The 17491-nt window shown below is 73.7% G+C and carries 14 protein-coding genes; 7 read left to right on the forward strand and 7 right to left on the reverse strand.

Annotated features, from left to right (window positions below; translation table 11 throughout):
* Window positions 1–62: 62 nt before the first annotated feature.
* The gene (locus ACIBJE_RS05500; RefSeq protein ID WP_396743261.1) at window positions 63–335 is read right to left on the reverse strand and encodes a hypothetical protein; all 273 of its coding nucleotides are present in this window, start codon (window positions 333–335) and stop codon (window positions 63–65) included.
* Window positions 336–572: 237 nt separating this feature from the next.
* Complete coding sequence (locus tag ACIBJE_RS05505) at window positions 573–869, reverse strand: hypothetical protein (RefSeq protein ID WP_396743264.1); 297 nt, start codon at window positions 867–869, stop codon at window positions 573–575.
* 25 nt (window positions 870–894) lie between these two features.
* Here ACIBJE_RS05505 and ACIBJE_RS05510 point away from each other — a divergent pair, with 25 nt between their 5' ends.
* Both ACIBJE_RS05510 and ACIBJE_RS05515 read left to right on the forward strand, forming a co-directional pair.
* Window positions 895–1101: a hypothetical protein gene (locus ACIBJE_RS05510; protein ID WP_396743266.1), complete on the forward strand. Its 207-nt coding sequence runs from the start codon at window positions 895–897 to the stop codon at window positions 1099–1101.
* Window positions 1080–1460, forward strand: a complete 381-nt coding sequence (locus ACIBJE_RS05515) for a GNAT family N-acetyltransferase (RefSeq protein ID WP_396743269.1) — start codon at window positions 1080–1082, stop codon at window positions 1458–1460. The genes ACIBJE_RS05510 and ACIBJE_RS05515 overlap by 22 nt, the downstream gene beginning before the upstream one ends.
* A 30-nt stretch (window positions 1461–1490) precedes the next feature.
* On the opposite strand, the gene ACIBJE_RS05520 is transcribed toward ACIBJE_RS05515, so the two are convergent.
* Together ACIBJE_RS05520 and ACIBJE_RS05525 are read right to left on the reverse strand one after the other, a co-directional pair.
* On the reverse strand, window positions 1491–2720 hold the full coding sequence (locus ACIBJE_RS05520) for an ROK family protein (protein WP_396743272.1): 1230 nt from the start codon (window positions 2718–2720) through the stop codon (window positions 1491–1493).
* 192 nt (window positions 2721–2912) lie between these two features.
* A complete protein-coding gene (locus ACIBJE_RS05525) occupies window positions 2913–4895 on the reverse strand; it encodes a ricin-type beta-trefoil lectin domain protein (RefSeq protein ID WP_396743275.1) in 1983 nt (660 codons plus the stop codon).
* A gap of 460 nt (window positions 4896–5355) precedes the next feature.
* On the opposite strand from ACIBJE_RS05525, the gene ACIBJE_RS05530 reads away from it, so the two are divergent.
* A complete protein-coding gene (locus ACIBJE_RS05530) occupies window positions 5356–6585 on the forward strand; it encodes a DUF2786 domain-containing protein (RefSeq protein WP_396743278.1) in 1230 nt (409 codons plus the stop codon).
* A gap of 24 nt (window positions 6586–6609) precedes the next feature.
* On the opposite strand, the gene ACIBJE_RS05535 is transcribed toward ACIBJE_RS05530, so the two are convergent.
* The 3 genes from ACIBJE_RS05535 to ACIBJE_RS05545 all read right to left on the reverse strand — a co-directional run bounded on the left by ACIBJE_RS05535 (window position 6610) and on the right by ACIBJE_RS05545 (window position 9790).
* Window positions 6610–8199, reverse strand: a complete 1590-nt coding sequence (locus tag ACIBJE_RS05535; protein WP_396743281.1) for an MDR family MFS transporter — start codon at window positions 8197–8199, stop codon at window positions 6610–6612.
* Between the two features lie 67 nt (window positions 8200–8266).
* The gene (locus tag ACIBJE_RS05540) at window positions 8267–8878 is read right to left on the reverse strand and encodes a TetR family transcriptional regulator (protein ID WP_396743284.1); all 612 of its coding nucleotides are present in this window, start codon (window positions 8876–8878) and stop codon (window positions 8267–8269) included.
* Between the two features lie 84 nt (window positions 8879–8962).
* Complete coding sequence (locus ACIBJE_RS05545; protein ID WP_396743286.1) at window positions 8963–9790, reverse strand: SAM-dependent methyltransferase; 828 nt, start codon at window positions 9788–9790, stop codon at window positions 8963–8965.
* 211 nt (window positions 9791–10001) lie between these two features.
* Between ACIBJE_RS05545 and ACIBJE_RS05550 the strand changes: the two genes are divergently transcribed.
* From ACIBJE_RS05550 to ACIBJE_RS05565, 4 genes are read left to right on the forward strand one after another with little or no spacing between them, the layout of a single operon-like run.
* Window positions 10002–12887 carry a DUF5691 domain-containing protein gene (locus ACIBJE_RS05550; RefSeq protein ID WP_396743289.1) on the forward strand — a complete coding sequence of 962 codons (2886 nt, stop codon included), beginning with the start codon at window positions 10002–10004 and terminating at the stop codon, window positions 12885–12887.
* Window positions 12884–13945, forward strand: a complete 1062-nt coding sequence (locus ACIBJE_RS05555) for an AAA family ATPase (RefSeq protein WP_396743292.1) — start codon at window positions 12884–12886, stop codon at window positions 13943–13945. Before ACIBJE_RS05550 ends, ACIBJE_RS05555 begins: the two co-directional genes overlap by 4 nt.
* Window positions 13938–16244, forward strand: a complete 2307-nt coding sequence (locus ACIBJE_RS05560; RefSeq protein WP_396743295.1) for a DUF5682 family protein — start codon at window positions 13938–13940, stop codon at window positions 16242–16244. The genes ACIBJE_RS05555 and ACIBJE_RS05560 overlap by 8 nt, the downstream gene beginning before the upstream one ends.
* Window positions 16241–17458: a VWA domain-containing protein gene (locus ACIBJE_RS05565; RefSeq protein ID WP_396743298.1), complete on the forward strand. Its 1218-nt coding sequence runs from the start codon at window positions 16241–16243 to the stop codon at window positions 17456–17458. Before ACIBJE_RS05560 ends, ACIBJE_RS05565 begins: the two co-directional genes overlap by 4 nt.
* Window positions 17459–17491: the final 33 nt, after the last annotated feature.

Genomic DNA, 17491 nt, shown 5'->3' on the forward strand with positions numbered 1-17491 from the left:
CGGAACGCCGGGGTTCGGGGATGACCACAGGCGACCGCGGCCATCCCCGATGGAGCCTGCGCTCAGCAGGTGGTGTTACGCCGCGGTACCCAGCCGTCGATGTCCGGGTACTCGGCACCGTGGCCGTAGATCCATTCGTCGTCGTTCTCGGCCCAGCCCTGCCAGTGGAACCGGAACCCGCGACCGGCGGTCAGGGTCCGCAGCACCGTGCCGTGCGGCGAGGCACGCAGCCAGGTGTTCTCCTTCAGGTTGCAGATGGCGCCGGGCGCGTCGCTCGCCGAGGCCGGTGCGGCCACCACGGCCGAGCCGGCGAGAACGACGGTCGCGACCGTCATGAGGTGCAGAATCCGGCGCTTCACTCGAATCCTTCCACTGTGGTCAGTAGCAACTTTAATTATGATCAACCTGGGCGCCGACCGGTACGGGAAGCCCTCCCCAGGGCCGACCACCCAGAACCTCGCCGGGACACCGTCGTCGTTGACCGGGGGTTGCCGCTGCGCCTCGTTCCGAGCCACGACAACAACGAACCGGGGTGGCCGTCCGACGACGGCCACCCCGGTTCGGGTCGGGACTCAGCAGGTGGTGTTACGCGCCGGAACCCAGCCGTCGAGTTCCGGGTACTCCGCGCCGTGGCCGTAGATCCAGGTGTCGTCGTCGATGGCCCAGACCTCCCCGTGCCAACGGAACCCGCGTCCGGCCGTCAGGGTACGTAGCACCGTGCCGTGGGGCGCGGTGCGCAGCCAGGTGTTCTCCTTCAGGTTGCACACGAAGCCGAACCGGTCACTCGCCGAGGCCGGCGTCGCCACCACGGCCGAGCCGGCGAGAACGACGGTCAGGGCCGCCATCACGTGCACAAGTCGACGTATCACTTGCATCCTTCCGAGGTTTCTCTTGTTGATCTCGATTATCACCGCGACGCACGCCGACAGGTACCGGAAGCCCTCCCCAGACGATCCGATCGAGGACCTCCTTGCCCGCCTGCGCACGCACGGCGCCGAACTCGTCGGCGAGCTGGAGCGGTACGAGGACCGCTACCGGCTCTGTCACGTCGGTGGCCCCGAGGGCATCATCGCTGGACCATGGACGACGTCGGCTACCTGATGACCGCACCGTTCACCCTGGGTGCCGACGCTCCCCCGGCGCCGTACCGGACCGTGGTGACGACGGAGGGTGGGGTCGCCGTGGCGACGGTCGTCGACGCCGACGGCAGTGCGGCAGCCTCCGGGCGGTTGACCGCCGCCGGCGAGTGCGGGGTGGTCGACCACGTGGAGACCGCGCCGGCCCACCGACGCCGTGGCCTGGGCCGGATCGTCATGCGGGCGCTCGGTGACCACGCCGCCCGCGCGGGGCTGAGGTCCGGCATCCTGATCGCCAACGACGACGGTCGCCGCCGGTACCACGCCCTCGGTCGGACGGTGCGGTCCGAGATCGCGGCGGCGTACGTCCGGGAAGCGGGCTGAGCCACGCCGACCAGGCGTGGTGTACGAGTCTCACCGGGTGGCGAGGGGTGCGGGACGGGTGCCGCCGCTGTCCAGCAGTCGGGCGACCGGAAGCGTCGCGGCGCCGACGGACACCGCGTCCGGACCCAACCGGCACAGGTCGATCGTGGTCTGCGCGTACGGGTGACGCAGCGCGTGGGCAGCCGCCGCGGCGCGGATCTCCGGCAGCAGGCGGCCCCCCAGTGCCAGCCCCGCCCAGCCGCCGAGCACGATCCGCTCCGGGTTGAACAGGTTGACCAGATTGGCGATGCCCGCCCCCAGGTAACCGGCGGTCTCGTGGAGCACGCGCGCCGCGACCTCCGAGGTGTCGGCCGCCGCGAGCAGGGCCGCGAGCTCCGCCTCCTCGTCCACGCCGGGAGAACCGTGCCCGCGCTCCGCCTGCCGCCACCGGTCCAGCACGCCCTCGGCCCCCACGTACGCCTCCAGGCAGCCTCGGGCACCGCACCGGCAGGCCCGGCCACCGTAGACGATCGTGGTGTGGCCCCACTCCCCGGCGCTGCTGCTGGCCCCGCGATAGCTGACGCCGTTGGTCATGACGGCGGCGCCCACTCCGGACCCGACCAGGGCGACCACCGCGTGCCGGACGGTCCGGTCGCCACCGAACCACAGTTCGGCCTGGCCCAGCGTCTTGGCGCCGTTGTCGATGTGGATCGCGGCGTCGACGCCGCCGCGCAGCATGGCCTCCAGCGGTACGGCTGTCCAGCCGAAGGTCTGCGCGTGCACTACCGCCTCGCGGCCCTGTTCCACCACCCCCGGCACACCGATGCCGACGCCGAACAGCGAACGCCGGCTCACCCCGGCCGCCTCGATCACCTGGTCCAGCCCGGCGAGGATGTGTCGCACGACCAGTTCGGGGTCGCGACCGCGCCGGTCCCGCGGATCGAGCGGGAAGTCCGCCTCGGCCAGCGGCCCCATCGACAGGTCGAAGAGTTCGACCCGCACCCGGGTCTCACCGACGTCCACACCCACCAGGTAGCCGTACGTCGGCCGCACCCGGAGCAGGGTGCGCGGTCGGCCACCGTCGGAGTCGGCCGAGCCCGCCTCCTCGATCAGGCCCTCCTCGCTCATCTCGCCGACGAGGTTGCTGACGGTGCCTCCGCTGAGCCCCGTGCCACGGACGAGTTCCTGTTGGCTCAGTGGCCCGTCGAAGTAGATCCGGGACAGCAGCACCGCACGGTTGCGCCGTCGGATGTCCCGCGAGGTCGCTCGCTTCGCGTCCACCTGTCGTGCTCCCTGCTCCGGCGGCGCGCGGGCCGCCCTGGCTCCGACGGTGTGCCGGCACGGCCGGCGACGGTGGCCGGGGAGCCGGCCGGGCAGTGCCGGCCCCCCGGCGGGCGGACCGGAGTTCGGCTCCGGCCCGCCCGGGAGTCCGCCACCGAGGAAGCGGCGGCGCTCCCGCTGGGAGGTGTGCCGCTACGCGGGCACGGTCCACTTCTGGTTGGTGTCGCCCTGACAGGTCCAGAGCTGGAGGCGGGTGCCGTCGGCGGGGTTTCGGTCGGTCACGTCGAGGCACTTGTTCGCGTACGCGTTGACCAGCTCACGGTTGGCGGTGTAGGTCCACCTCTGGGACGCGCCGCCGTGGCAGTCCCACAGGTGGGTCTGCGCGCCGTCGGCCGTGCTGGGCCCGGCCACGTCCAGGCACTTGCCGAGGGCACGGAGGGTGCCGTCGGTCGCGCGGGTCCACCGCTGGGCGGTGGTGCCGTTGCAGGTGTACAGCTGCACCGCGGTGCCGTTCGCGGTACCCGCGCCCGCGACGTCGACGCACTTGCCGGCCAGGCCGGTGATCTGGCCGGTGCCGCCGGTCGGGGGCGGCGTCGTCGGGCCGCCGGACTGGTCGCCCGACCAGGTGAACGTCGCGGAGGTACGGGCCGGCAGCGTGTAGGTGAAGGACTGCCCGCCCCAGACCACCCGGATCGACTGGCTGCCGGTGCCGCCGTTGTGGGCGATCAGGGCCTTCGAGCCGTCGGGGTTGACGTACGCGACGTTCTGCACCGTGCCGTTGTCGGTGGAGTCGATGCGGTGGGCGCCGGGCTTCACGAACTTGGTCAGGTGACCCATCGTGTAGTACTCGATCGTGTAGTCCACCTGGCCGGCCCGGCTGCCGCCCTCCTGGACGGTGACCAGTCCGGTGCAGGTGCCGCAGCCACCGTTGTGCGGGCCCATGTGCTGGTTGAGCGCCAGGCTCCACTTCACCTCCGCGCTCGACCAGTTGCGGGCGTGCTCGATGATGTCGCCCATGTCCTCGTTGTGCTGGTTGGTGACCCAGGTGCCACCGGAGTGCTCGGTGTTGAACTGCGTCATCGACGGGTACTGCTGACGCACCTGCGTGCCCACCGACGGGCTGCCGAAGTAGTCGTGCCAGGCGATGCCGGCCGACAGCGGATCGTTACGCAGGGCGGTGTCGGCCACGATCTGGGAGCCGAAGCTGCCGTAGTCGCCGTAGTTCCAGTCGAAGTGCATCACCTTGGTGGTGATGCCGGCGGCCCGGAACGCCGGGTACAGGTGGTTCTTGGTGAACTCCACCAGGCCCGACGGGTTCCACGACATGCCGGGGTAGTTCATCGCCGGAGGGTTGGCCGCCTGACAGCAGTTCGGCTCGTTCTGCACCGAGAGGTAGTCCACCGGGACACCGGCCGCCTGATACGACTGGACGTACTTGACCAGGTACTGGGCGTACAGCGGGTAGTACTCCCACTTCAGCCAGCCCATCTGGTCCATCCGGCCGTTGTCCTTCATCCACCCGGGTGCGCTCCACGGCACGCCCTTGACCCGCAGTTGCGGGTTGAGCTGTCTGGCCTGTTGGGTCAGCAGCCGCACATTGGTGTCGTACCCGTTGGCGCCGAAGTCGTTCAGGTCGCAGCAGGTGTCGTCGAGGGACACGTGGCCCGGCCGGGACAGGTCCGAGGCCCCGATCGGGTTGCGGACGAACGACAGGCCGATGCCGTCGACCGGGTGGAACAGCTTCCGCATGACCGCGTCGCGGGTGGCGGCGCTGATCGGTCCACCCCGGAACAGGTACGCCGTCGTGTCGGTGATCGACGCACCCGCGCCGACGAACTGCTGGTGACGGGCGTTCTCGTTGACCGAGATGGTGTGCGTGGCGGGGGCGCTGCTCGGCGCGAAGTCCACCGAGGGCTGCTGCTGGAGACCACGGGTCACGGTCCGGCCGCCGGAGTCCGACGTGGTGGTCAGGTGGACGGTGACCGTTTCTCCGGCGGCCAGCGCCGACGGCGCGGTGGTGATGGTGACCAGGGCCGCGACCATCGCGACCGTCAGGCCACCGGCCGTCAGGATGGTACGCCGGACGCGTGACCGGCGACCGCCGGGAACACCGACGGGTCGGCCCGCCGGGTCGGGGCCGGACCGTGCCGGTGGTGGGCTGGCTGCTCGGGGCATGGCGTCTCCCTTGCTCGTGGGGTGGTCACGCCTGCCGGCGGCGCACACGGCGCCGGCCGCCGACGCGCGGCGTTCAGACCCCGGTCGCGCCCGGAGGGCCACCGTCCTCGGCTGGGTCCGGGCACGCGGGGACGGCTGCGTGCCTGCCGATGTTCCGGTCCGCTGTCGGACGCTGCCCGGACGCCACGACCTCGGTACCAGGAAGGAAACACTTAATAAAGACGAGTGTCAATGGGAGGCGGGTACTTGTTTCAGGTCTTAATGTAATCCGTGACGGAAGCGGCGGGCCCGAACCGCATCGACGGAGATCCAGGCGTGCCCGTAGACCCCGGCGGGATCGACCGGCGGCGTCGACCCGCGCACCGGAGGCACCGCCGGGCGGCAGTAGCGTGTCGGGGGACGGTCGAGGTCGGCCGTACCCGATCGAGACATGGCCGTGACCGGTCAGAGGGAGCCTGCGGTGCCGGACGTCGACGCGCTGATCAGCGACGCGCTCGCGGCGGCGCGCGGCACCGACGTACGCCTCGCGGAGCGGCAGCTCGACCGGCTGGTGGTGGGCGACCCGGCCGTGGTGGACGGGGCGCTCGTCGCCCGGTTGGTGCGGGCCGTGGGCCGGCTCTGGTCACGCGGCTGGCAGCCGGTGGACGTGGCCCGCATCGTGACCCGGCGCGCGGGTGCCCGACCGGCCCGCCTGCTGGCCGACGTGCTCGCCGCCGACCGGCGCGGCCACGCGGACGTGCCGGCCTGGTGGGACGAGCAGCTCACCACCCTCGACGCCCGGGTGTGGTGGGACGACGACGCCCGTCACCTGGCCGACTGGACCGCTCGGGAACGACTGGACCGGGTCACCGCGCTGCGCGAGGTGGTCGAGGTGCTGGCGGTGCTCGACGGACTGCCGCCGGTCGCGGTGCTCCGGCCCCCGCCCGGCGCGCCCGGCGCCACGGCCCCGCCGGGGCCCAGCGGGTCCCGGATGCTCGACCGGGTACGCGCCCTGCTGGCCAAGGCCGAGTCGACGGGCTACCCGGCCGAGGCGGAGGCGCTGACCGCGAAGGCCCAGGAGCTGATGGCCCGGCACAGCATCGACCGGGTCCTGCTCGACACCGGTCCGGCCGACCGGCCGGGCGGCGTCCGGCTCGGCACGGACCCGCCGTACGCGGGAGCGAAGGCACTGCTGGTGCAGGAGGTCGCGGCGGCGAACCGGTGCGAGGCGGTCTGGTCCGACGATCTCGGCTTCAGCACCGTGCTGGGGTTCCCGGCCGAGCTCGAGGCGGTGGAGGTGCTCTACACCTCGCTGCTGGTGCAGGCGACCTCGGCGATGCTGCGCGGGCGCACCGAGCGGCGGGCGACGGGCAGCCGGCGCACCCGCGAGTACGACGACTCGTTCCTGCACGCGTACGCGCTGCGCATCGGTGAACGGCTGCGGGCGGCCACCGAACGCACCAGCCGGGAGGCGGCGGAGGCGGAGGGCGGCGACCGCTTGCTGCCGGTGCTGGCCAGCCGATCCGACGCGGTCCGGCAGCGGGTGGAGACGCTCTTCCCCGGCGTCACCCAGGGCCGGCTGACCATCCGGGACGCCGAGGGCTGGTCCTCCGGCACCGCCGCCGCCGACCGGGCGGTGCTGGACGCCGGCGACCGGCCGTCCCGGCGGCTGCGAGACGGACGGCGGCCCGGAGCGCGACCAGCACGCTGACCACGCTCCGGGCCGGATTGCCGGTCAGTGCATCGGGGCGATGCCCGCCGCCTCCTCCTTGGCGCGGCGCTCGTCGCCGCTGAGGTTGTGCAGCGGCTTCTCCTTGATGAACAGCACGGCGACCAGCGCGAGCAGCGCGATCGGCGCGCCGATCAGGAACAGCTCGGCGGTCGCGGTGCCGTAGACCTCCTGCACGATCTGCCGGATCGGACCGGGCAGGACGGACATGTCCGGCACCTCGTGGGTGGAGCCGGTGGCGCCGCCGGCGGCCAGCGGGCCGAGCTTCTCGGCCATCAGCGTGGTGATCCGGTTGGCCAGGACGGCGCCGAGCGCGCTCACCCCGATCGCCCCACCCATGCTGCGGAAGAAGGTCAGCGCGGAGGTCGCGGCACCGAGTTCGTGCGCGGGTACGTCGTTCTGGGCGGCCAGCACCAGGTTCTGCATGAGCATGCCGACGCCGACGCCGAGCACCGCCATGTAGACCGACAGCAACAGGATGTTGGTGTGCGCGTCGATGGTGCCGAGCAGCAGCATCCCGATGGTCATCGTGACGCCGCCACCGACCAGGAAGCCCTTCCACCGGCCGTACTTCGTGATGAGCTGCCCGGCCACCGTCGACGACACCAGCAGACCGAAGATCATCGGCAGGCTCATCAGGCCGGCGACCGTGGGCGACTTGCCCAGCGAGATCTGGAAGTACTGCGACAGGAACACCGTGCCGCCGAACATGGCCACACCGACCAGGATGCTCGCCACGATGGTGAGCGAGACGGTCCGGTTACGGAAGAGGTCCAGCGGGATGATCGGCTCGGCGGCGCGGGACTCCACGAAGATCGCCGCCGCGAGCAGCGCGAGCCCGCCGATGACCATCAGCGCGCTCCAGCCGGACGCCCAGGCGAACTTCTGCCCGGCGAGCGAGGACCAGACCAGCAGGGTGGAGACACCCGTGGTGATCAGGAACGCGCCGGCCCAGTCGATGCGGACCTCGCGCCGGACGACCGGCAGGTGCAGCGTCCGCTGGAGCAGGACGATCGACAGGAGGCTGAACGGCACGCCGATCAGGAAGCACCAGCGCCAACCCAGCCAGGACGTGTCCACCAGCACGCCACCGATCAGCGGACCGGCGATGGTGCCCACGCCGAAGACCGCGCCGAAGATGCCGGCGTAGCGGCCCATCTCCCGGGGCGGGATCATCGCGGCCATGACGATGGTGGCCAGCGCGGTCATACCGCCGGCGCCGATGCCCTGGATGACCCGGCTGACCAGGAGGAGCTCCACGTTCGGGGTGAGACCGGCGACCAGCGAGCCCGCCACGAACAGCCCCAGCGAGAGCTGGATCAGCAGTTTACGGCTGTACAGGTCGGCCATCTTGCCCCACAGCGGCACGGTGGCCGTCATGGCGAGCAGTTCGGTGGTGACGATCCAGGTGTAGACCGTCTGGCTGCCGTGGAGATCCGCGATGATCCGGGGCAGCGCGTTTGCCACGACCGTGGAGGCGAGGATCGACACGAAAAGGCCGACCATCAGACCGGAGAGGGCCTGGAGCACCTCGCGACGGGACATACGCCCGGCGACGGCGTCGGCGACACCGGCTGGCGGGGCGGAAGCGGTCATGGAGTTTTCCTCACTCTGGTTGTGGGAGAGTCTCCCCGGGTCGGACAACGCCGGGGGCGGCGATGGGTCACGGGCGGTGCGGGGGTTCCGGGAGGCCGGCGGCGAGCGCGGCGAACGCCTCGTCGACGAGGGCGGTGAGGGGACGTGCGCCGTCGCCGCGGGCCCACTGACCCAGACAGGTCCGCAGGGCGGCGCCGGTGACGGCGGCGACGAGCGCCGGGTAGTCGTGGCCCTCAGGGAGACCCAGCCGGGCGGCGACCGCCGCGGTGATGGTGCGCTCGTTCTGCACCCCGATGGTGACCAGGCGGGACAGCAGCGCCGGGTTCCGTTCGACGACCCGCATGCGCAGGCACCACAGGTCCCGGTCGGCCTGGACGTCCTCGACCAGTTCGGCGAAGGCGGTCCGCAGGGTCGCCACCGCCGGCACCTCGGCGGGAACGGCGGCCAGCCGCGCCAGGAGGCGTTCCTCGTCGACCACGGCGTCGCCGATGACGGCCTCGTGCTTGCAGGTGAAGTAGTTGAAGAAGGTGCGCGGCGAGACGCCGGCCGCCTCGCTGATCTCGTCCACGGTGACGTGGTCGAGCCCGTGCTCGGCGACCATGCGCAGCGCGGTCATGCTCAACGTCGCGCGGGTCTGCCGTTTCCGACGGTCGCGACGCCCCTCCCCCGTGGTGGTCACGGCCATGACGGTACGAGCGAACTTGCAGAGACTGCAACGTAATTTCGTGTGACCGACGTCCCACCCCGCCCCGGGGCGGGCCGGTCAGGGCTTGCGGGCGACCCCGGCCCAGTAGTAGACCGCCTCGGGGTCGGTCGGTGCCTCCCCGTCGGGCCGCCACGCCGGCACCGGCACGATGCCCGGGTCGACCAGCTCCCACCCGTCGAAGAACCGCGCGACCTCGGCCCGGGTACGCGGCATCAGGGTCATCCCGTTCCCGGTCGCGGCGGCCACCGCCGCGTCGACCGCCTCCGGGTTGAAGTCCGGCGTGGGGTGGGTGATCGCCAGGTAGCTGCCCGAGGGCAGCGCGTCGGTGAGCGCACGGACCCGGTCGAGCGGCTCGTCGGCGTCGCCGAGCAGCATCAGGATCGCGATCAGGGTGAGCGCCACCGGCCGCGTCAGGTCGAGCGTGTCACCCCGGGTGACCCCGTCGAGGATCCGTTCCGGATGGCGCAGGTCGGCGTGGATGTACTCGCTGCGCCCCTCCGGACTGCTGATCATCAGAGCCCGGGCGTGCGCCAGCACGATCGGGTCGTTGTCGACGTACACCACGCGGGTCTCCGGGGCGACGGCCTGGGCGACCTCGTGCAGGTTGGGGCGGGTGGGGATGCCGGTGCCGACGTCGAGGAACTGCCGGATGCCGGCGTGGGTGACCAGGTAACGGGCCATCCGGTGGACGAATCGGCGATTCTCGGCGGCCATCATCCGCAGGGTCGGGATCGCCTCCAGCATCGCCGCGCCGGTGGCCCGGTCGACCGCGAAGTTGTCCTTGCCCCCGAGCCACCAGTCGTAGATCCGGGCGGAGTGCGGCACCGACGTGTCCACTCCGGACGGCGCGGATCCGGTCCGCGTTTCGGCGTCACTGCGCGACACGGTCGCCTCCCCTGGTCTCGGGTCTGACCTAAGGAGACTAGAGGATGCGTCCCGGACGGCACGGCCCCCACCGGGCCCCGCCGCCGGAGCCGGCGGACGTGCCGAACCGGTCCTCACCTGCGGGTCATGGTGCGGTCGCCCTGCGCGACGGACACCCACGCCGACGGGTACCGGCGGGGTCCGTGTCGTACGGGTCTCCTACAGTGCGCCGGTGCCTGTTGAACGTTGGTCCACCGCGCAGGTCCTCGCCGTCGCGCCCGACCCCGCCGCCGCCCGCGCCGCCCGCAGTGTCGGCGGCGCCGCCAAGTGGTCGGCGTCCGGCCTGATCGACGAGGTGCTCTGGGGGCTGTGCAAGGGCAGCGGGAAGAACCCGTACCAGGTCTGCGTCGACCTGTCCGGGCCGGCGTACCGCTGCTCCTGCCCGAGCCGCAAGTTCCCCTGCAAACACGCCCTGGGTCTGCTGCTGCTCTGGGCCGAGTCCGGGGCCGGCGACGCCGAGGCCCCGGACTGGGTCGTCGAGTGGCAGAACGGACGGGCGAACCGCGCCGCCCGCGCGAACACACCGCGGACCACCACCGGCCCGGCGGACCCGGCCGCCGCCGCCAAGCGGGTCGAGCAGCGCGCCGCCCGGGTGGTCGCCGGCCTGGACGAGCTGCGGCGGTGGCTCGACGACCAGGTGGACCAGGGGCTCGCCGGGGCCGAACAGGCCGGGGCGGGTCCGTTCGAGGCGGTCGCCGCGCGGCTGGTCGACGCGCAGGCCCCGACGGTGGCCGGGACGCTGCGCCGGGTGGGCCGGACGGCCGGCATCGGCGCGCACTGGGCCGACCGTCTCCTCGGCGAACTCGGTCTGATCCGGTTGCTGGTGACCGCCCACGACCGGCTCGACACGCTCCCGGACGACCTGGCGGCCACCGTCCGGTCCCGGGTCGGTTACCCGGTCGCCACGGACGACGTGCTGGCCACGCCGCCGGTGCGGGACCGGTGGCAGGTCCTCGGACAGGTCGACTCCGCCGACGACAAGGTCACCACCCGCCGGATCTGGCTGCGCGGGGCGGAGACCGGCCGGTTCGCGCTGGTGCTGGCGTTCGCCGCACCCGGCCAGACCTTTCCCGCCGACCTGGTGCCGGGCACCGAGGTCGACGCGGATCTGTGCTTCTACCCGGGCTCCCCGCCGTTGCGGGCGCTGGTCGCCACCCGGCACGGCGCCCCGGTGCCGCTGGCCGCCCCGACCGGTGCCGTCGACGTCCGCACCGCCCTGGCCGCGTACTCGGCCGGACTCGCCGCCGACCCCTGGCGGGAGTCGGTGCCGGTGCTGCTCGCCGGGGTCGTCCCCACCCGGGAGGGCCGCCTGGTCGACCAGGCCGGGGAGGCGCTGCCCCTGGCCGCCGGGCACGAGCAGCCGTGGTGGCTGCTCGCCGGAGCCGGTGGCCAGCCCGTCGACCTCGCCGCCGAACTCGGCCCGGCCGGACTGCGGCCGCTGGCCGCCTGGTCACAGGGGTGCTACCTGCCCGCCACGGCGGGCTCGCCGGTCGGCCCGGACGGGCACACCGCCGAACTCCCCACCGAACTGCTCTCCGCCGCGTTGGTCGGCACGGCCCGCCGGCCGTGGGACGGTGCCGTGGCGGTGGCCGGACGGCCGCTCGACGCGGGCGGGGAGGGCCCGGCCGGCGTACTGGAGGCCGCCGCGGTGGCCCTGACCTACCGGCGGGCCGGTATCACCCCGTCGACCGGGCGCGGCCGGGTGCCCGCCGCGCCCGCCGAGTCGACGCCGCCGCTGCCCGCCGCGCCCGCCGTCCGGCTGCGCACGCTGCTCACCGACGGCGGCGCGCCCGGCGGCAGCCAGGTCCAGCAGGAACTGCTCGCCGAGTGGCTGCGCCTGGCCGACCGGCACGGCGGGCTGGTCCCGACCGACACGCTGCCGGCCCTGCTGGACGTCGGCCGACGTCACCGGGCGCTGCGCCCCCTGCTGAGCCGGCTCGGCGGTCGCCGGGGCCGGTGGCTGGCGGGTCTCCGCTCGGAGTGGGGTTACCTGTTCGACGAGGCCATCGACCTGACCGTCCCGGCCGGGCAGGGCGGTGGGGACGACTGGGAGACCGGCACCACCGGCGAACGGCTGGCGTACCTGACCCGGCTGCGCGCCCGTGACCCGCACGCCGCCCGCGAGTTGCTGGCGGGCGGTTTCGCCGCCGAGAGCGCCCCCGACCGGGCCCGCTTCGTCGAGGCGCTCGAGGTCGGGCTCTCCCCCGCCGACGACGCCTTCCTCGAGGGTGTGCTGGACGACCGGCGCAAGGAGGTCCGACAGGCTGCCGTCGCGTTGCTGCGCCAGGTGCCCGAGTCCGGGCTGCGCCGCCGGATGACCGAACGGGCGACGGCCTGCGTGCGCCTGGACGCCTCCGGCCGGACGTTGACGGTCGACCCGCCGCGCGAGTGCGACCCGGCGATGCGGCGGGACGGGGTGGACCCGCAGCCGCCCCGGGGAACGGGGGCGGCGGCGTGGCTGCTGGAGGAGGTGCTCGCCGGCACGCCCCTGGCCACCTGGACCGCCGCGTTCGCCCGGACGCCGGCCGAGGTGGTGACGCTGGCCGCCGCCGACGACTGGGGTCCGGCGCTGCGCCGGGGCTGGGCCCGGGCCGCCGTCGAGGAGCGGGCCGGCGACTGGGCCGACGCCCTGGTCGCCGGTGCCCGCCCCACCGGGCGGCAGAGCCGGAACGCGCTGCCGGAAACCCTGCTGTGGCAGCTCTATGAGGTGCTGCCCGCCGAACGGCTCGGCAACCTGGTCGCCGACGCCCTGCGCACCGATCCGGGCCGGGCCAACCGCCTGCTGGGCATGCTCTCCCAGGACTGGTCCCCCGAGCTCTCTGACGCGGTGGCCGACGCCATCGGGGTCTGGGCCCGCACCGAGGGCCGGAACAGCTGGTACCTGGCCGAGGTCTGCCGGATCGCCGGCACCTCCGCGACGCCCAGCCTGACCGACCGGTTCCACCGCCTCACCGACGAGCTCGCCCGGGACGGTGTCGACCCCAGCCGGATCCGCGCCGTCGGGCAACTGGCCGCTGTCCTCGCCTTCCGTTCCGAGATGCACAAGGAGTTCGCATGACCGCGCTGCGTCCGCACGCCGAGCAGCAGTACGCCGACGAGCTGGCCGAGCTGGCCGCCACCGACGACCGGCCCCGCCCGCCGGGCTGGCGGCTCTCGCCCCAGGCGGTGGTGACCTACCTGCTCGGCGACGGCGCCAAGATCACCCCGAAGTACGTCGGGCCGCGTCGGCTGATGGAGATCGCAGTGGCGACCCTGGCCACCGACCGCGCGCTGCTGCTGCTCGGCGTGCCCGGCACCGCGAAGACCTGGGTCTCCGAGCACCTGGCGGCGGCGATCAGCGGCGACTCCACGCTGCTGGTGCAGGGCACCGCGGGCACCGCCGAGGAGGCCATCCGGTACGGCTGGAACTATGCCCGGCTGCTCTCCGAGGGCCCGTCCCCGGCGGCCCTGGTGCCGAGCCCGGTGATGCGGGCGATGGAGACCGGCACGATCGCCCGGGTCGAGGAGCTGACCCGGGTCCCGTCCGACGTGCAGGACACCCTCATCACCATCCTGTCCGAGAAGACCCTGCCGGTGCCGGAGCTGACCAGCGAGGTGCAGGCCCAGCGCGGGTTCAACATCATCGCGACCGCCAACGACCGGGACCGGGGCGTCAACGAGCTGTCCAGCGCGCTGCGCCGCCGGTTCAACACGGTGGTGCTGCCGGTGCCCGCCTCCGCCGAGGAGGAGGTCGACATCGTCACCCGGCGGGTCGCGCAGCTCGGCCGCTCGCTCGACCTGCCGGAGGTGCCGGCCGCCGTCGAGGAGATCCGCCGGGTCGTGACGATCTTCCGGGAGCTGCGGACCGGGCTCACCGAGGACGGCCGCACCAAGCTCAAGTCCCCCACCGGCACCCTCTCCACGGCCGAGGCGATCTCGGTGCTCACCAACGGGCTGGCCCTGGCCGCGCACTTCGGCGACGGTGTGCTGCGGCCGGGCGACGTGGCCTCCGGCATCGTCGGCGCGGTGATCAAGGACCCGGTGTCCGACGCCGTGGTGTGGCGGGAGTACCTGGAGACCGTGGTCCGCGAGCGCGAGGACTGGCGCCCCTTCTACCGCGCCGCCCGCGATGCCTGAGCAGCTCTACGGCATCCGCCACCACGGTCCGGGGTCGGCTCGGGCGGTGGTGGCGGCCCTGGCCGAGCAACGCCCCGACATCCTGCTGGTAGAGGGTCCACCGGAGGCGGACGAACTGCTGCGCTGGATGACCGACGAGCGGCTGGAGCCGCCGGTCGCCCTGCTCGGGTACGCCACCGACGACCCGCGCCGGGCCGGGTTCTGGCCGTTCGCCGTCTTCTCGCCGGAGTGGCAGGCGATCCGGTGGGCGGTCGCGCACGACGTGCCGGTGCGCTTCTTCGACCTGCCGTACGCCTACCGCCTCGCCGAGCCCGACGGCGACCCGTCGGCGGAGAACGGGGACCGTCCGGACGCCGGGAGCGAGGAACGCCTCAAGGCGACGGCCGCACCGGAGGCCGGGGCGGGAAGCGAGGAACGTCCCGAGACGGCGGCCGGACCGGAGGCCGGGGCGGGCACCGACGACCCGACGCCCCGCCGTCCGGTCGACCCGATCGGGGAACTCGCCGCCGCGGCGGGGTACGACGACCCGGAACGCTGGTGGGAGGACGTGGTCGAGCACCGGGGTGCCCCGGCGTTCCCGGCGATCGCCGAGGCGATGGCCGCGATCCGCGACGGCGTGCCGGACGACCCCGACGACCTGCTCCGCGAGGCGCACATGCGCACCGTGCTGCGGCAGGTGCGGCGCAGCCACGACAACATCGCCGTGGTCTGCGGCGCCTGGCACGTGCCCGCGCTGACCCGGAAGGTGCCGGCCAGCGCCGACACCGCCCTGCTCAAGGGGCGCCGGAAGGCGAAGGTCACCTTCACCTGGGTGCCCTGGACGTACGGGCGGCTGGCGTCCTGGCAGGGCTACGCGGCGGGGGTCCGCTCCCCCGGCTGGTACCACCACCTGTTCACCTCCGAGAACGAGGTGGTCGCCCGGTGGCTGGTCGCCGCCGCCGGGGTGCTCCGCGACGAGGGGGTGCCGGCCTCCTCCGCGCACGTCATCGAGGCGGTCCGGCTGGCCGAGACGCTGGCGACGCTGCGCGGCCGGCCGCTGGCCGGACTCACCGAACTGACCGACGCCAGCGCGGCGGTGCTCTGCGAGGGCGACCGGCTGCGGCTGGAGCTGATCGGCCGGCGGCTGGTGGTGGGCGAGCGGCTCGGCGGCGTACCCGACGACATGCCGGCGGTGCCGCTGGCCCGCGACCTCGCCACCCAGCAGCGCAGTCTGCGGCTCAAGCCGGAGGCGCTGGAACGCGAGTTGGACCTCGACCTGCGCCGCGACAACGACCTGGCCCGTAGCCGGCTGCTGCACCGCCTGCGGGTGCTCGGCGTGCCGTGGGGCGAGTCGGACCAGCGACGGCGGGGCAGCGGCACGTTCCGGGAGCAGTGGCGGCTGCGCTGGCAGCCGGAGTTCGCGGTCCGGCTGGTCGAGGCGAGCGCGCACGGCACCACCGTCGTCTCCGCCGCCACCGCCGCCGTGGCCGCCACCGCCCGAGCCGCCGAGAGCCTCGCCGAGGTCACCGCGCTGGTCGAGGTATGCCTGCTCGCCGACCTCGCCGACGCCTACCCCCCGGTCCTGCGGGCGTTGGACACCCGGGCGGCCCTGGACGCCGACGTGGCGCACCTGATGGCGGCCATCCCGCCGCTGGTCCGCACGCTGCGCTACGGCGACGTCCGGCGCAGCGAACTGGGCGGGCTGGCCGAGGTGACCAGCGGGCTGCTGGCCCGGGTCCGTGCCGGCCTGCCCGCCGCGGTCGTCGGCCTGGCCGACCAGGCGGCCCGGGACCTGCGCGGACACCTGGACGAGGTGCACGCCGCGGTCAACCTCCTCGACGAGGAGGCACGGGAGCCGTGGCTGGACACCCTCGCCTCGCTCGCCGACCGGGACGACCTGCACGGCCTGCTCGCGGGACGGCTGGTCCGGCTGTTGCACGACGCGGGCCGGCTGGAACGCGCCGAGGTGCGCCGACGGATGGGCCTGCCGTTGACCGCCGGGGTCGCCCCGGCCGACGGGGCCGCCTGGGTGGAGGGGTTCCTCGGCGGCGGTGGGCTCCTGCTGGTGCACGACGACGCCTTGCTGTCCCTGGTGGACGAGTGGCTGGCCGGTGTTCCCGCCGACTCCTTCACCGAGGTCCTGCCGCTGCTGCGCCGGACCTTCGGCAGCTTCGCCGCCGGGGAACGCCGGGCCATCAGCGACCGGGTGGCCCACCGTGGCCGGCCGGTGCACCGGGCTCCGGCGGCCGACCTCGACCACGACCGGGCGGCGGGGGTCCTGCCCACGCTCGGCATCCTGCTCGGACGGGAGATCGCATGACCACCTCCACCGACGCCGGCCAGGAGGGTGGCGCGACGTCCCCCCGGCCCGGCGGGGACGCGGACCGGGAACGGCTGCGCCGCTGGCGGATGGTCCTCGGCGGGCCCGCCGAGGACGCCTGCGGTCGTCTCTCCGGCGGTGACGCCGCGATGGACGGGGCGCTGGCCGCCCTCTACGACGGCGACGGCGACGGCACCGGCGGCTCGTCCCGGCGCTCGGCCGGGCTCGGCGGCTCCGCGCCCCGGGTGGCCCGCTGGCTCGGCGACATCCGCCAGTACTTCCCGTCGACCGTCGTGCAGGTCATGCAGGCCGACGCGATCGAGCGGCTCAACCTCACCCGCCTGCTGCTGGAACCGGAGATGCTCGCCGCGGTCGAGCCGGACGTGCACCTGGTCGGCACGCTGCTCTCCCTGAACCGGGTCATGCCGGACCAGACCAAGGAGGCGGCCCGGCAGGTGGTCCGGCGGGTGGTCGAGGAGTTGGAACGGCGGATCGCGCAGCAGACCAGGGCGGCGGTGACCGGGGCGCTGAACCGGGCCACCCGGATCAACCGCCCCCGGCACGCCGACATCGACTGGGACCGCACCATCCGGGCGAACCTCAAGCACTACCAGCAGGAGCACCGCACGGTGATCCCCGAGCGGCTGGTGGGGTACGGGCGGCGCACCACGGCGGTGCAGCGGGACGTGGTGCTCTGCGTCGACCAGTCCGGGTCGATGGCCGCCTCGGTGGTCTACTCCGGGGTGTTCGCCGCGGTGCTCGCCTCGATGCGGTCGCTGCGGACCTCACTGGTGGTCTTCGACACCGCGGTCGTGGACCTCACCGACCAGCTCAGCGACCCGGTGGAGGTGCTGTTCGGCACGCAGCTGGGTGGCGGCACCGACATCAACCGGGCGATCGGCTACAGCCAGCAGCTGATCACCCGTCCCCGGGACAGCATCTTCGTCCTGATCAGCGACCTCTACGAGGGCGGGGTACGGGAGCAGATGCTGCGCCGGGTGGCGGAGATGACCGCCGCCGGGGTCCAGGTGGTCGTCCTGCTGGCGCTCTCCGACGAGGGTGCCCCGGCCTACGACCGGACGAACGCCGCCGCGCTCGCCGCCCTCGGGGTGCCGGCCTTCGCCTGCACGCCGGATGCCTTTCCCGACCTGATGGCCGCCGCCATCGAACGTCGTGACCTGGTGGCCTTCGCCGAGCGGTTCGCCGACCGGTGACCCGGACGGCGGGACGGCCGGTGCGGTGACCGC

Source organism: Micromonospora sp. NPDC050187, assembly GCF_044459745.1.
Lineage (GTDB): Bacteria > Actinomycetota > Actinomycetes > Mycobacteriales > Micromonosporaceae > Micromonospora.